General features: G+C 49.9%; 1 rRNA gene. It reads right to left on the bottom strand.

The features are described from left to right. A 23S ribosomal RNA gene (locus F4V58_RS02225) occupies positions 1-739 on the bottom strand; the annotation flags it as partial. Positions 740-883 lie beyond the last annotated feature (144 nt).

The following is an 883-nucleotide window of genomic DNA, read 5'->3' as shown; positions in this document are numbered from 1 at the left end:
CACCCTAGTTAGGATTCGGTTTCCCTACGGCTACCCCACACGGGTTAACCTCGCGACATGCCGCTGACTCGCAGGCTCATTCTTCAAAAGGCACGCCATCACACAACAAAAGGTGCTCTGACGGATTGTAAGCACATGGTTTCAGGAACTATTTCACTCCCCTCCCGGGGTACTTTTCACCATTCCCTCACGGTACTATTCACTATCGGTCATACTGAGTATTTAGGCTTACCGGGTGGTCCCGGCAGATTCACAGCGGATTTCACGAGCCCGCTGCTACTCGGGCAACTCAACAACCATGGCATTAAACTATCTTCAGCTACAGGACTCTCACCTACTCCGGTCGGTCATTCCAAACCACTTCACCTAACAGCAATGCGCACAGCACAACGGTGGTAGCCGTTGAACATCAAGGCCCACAACACCACACACACAACCCCTACCAGGTATCACATGCATACGGTTTAGCCTCATCCACGTTCGTTCGCCACTACTAGCAGAATCATTATTTATTTTCTTTTCCTGCGGGTACTGAGATGTTTCACTTCCCCGCGTTACCCCCACAACAGCTATGAATTCACTGAAGGGTCACTACCCATAACGGCAGCCAGGTTTCCCCATTCGGACATCCTCGGATCAACGCTCAATTGACAACTCCCCGAGGCTTAACGCAGCCTTACACGTCCTTCATCGGCTCAGCATGCCAAGGCATCCACCATGCGCCCTTAATAACGAACACACAAAATGAACTACACAAAACACAAAAGAACAAAAGAAATTACACCACACAACAAACCAACAAAAGCCAGTCTGCTGCATAGATGCTCGCGTCCACTATACAGTTCTCACACAACACACCCAACCACCACACACACAAGCACAA

It is taken from the genome of Corynebacterium phocae (genome assembly GCF_008693075.1).
Lineage (GTDB): Bacteria > Actinomycetota > Actinomycetes > Mycobacteriales > Mycobacteriaceae > Corynebacterium > Corynebacterium phocae.
This window is presented reverse-complemented; position numbering and strand designations above follow the sequence as displayed.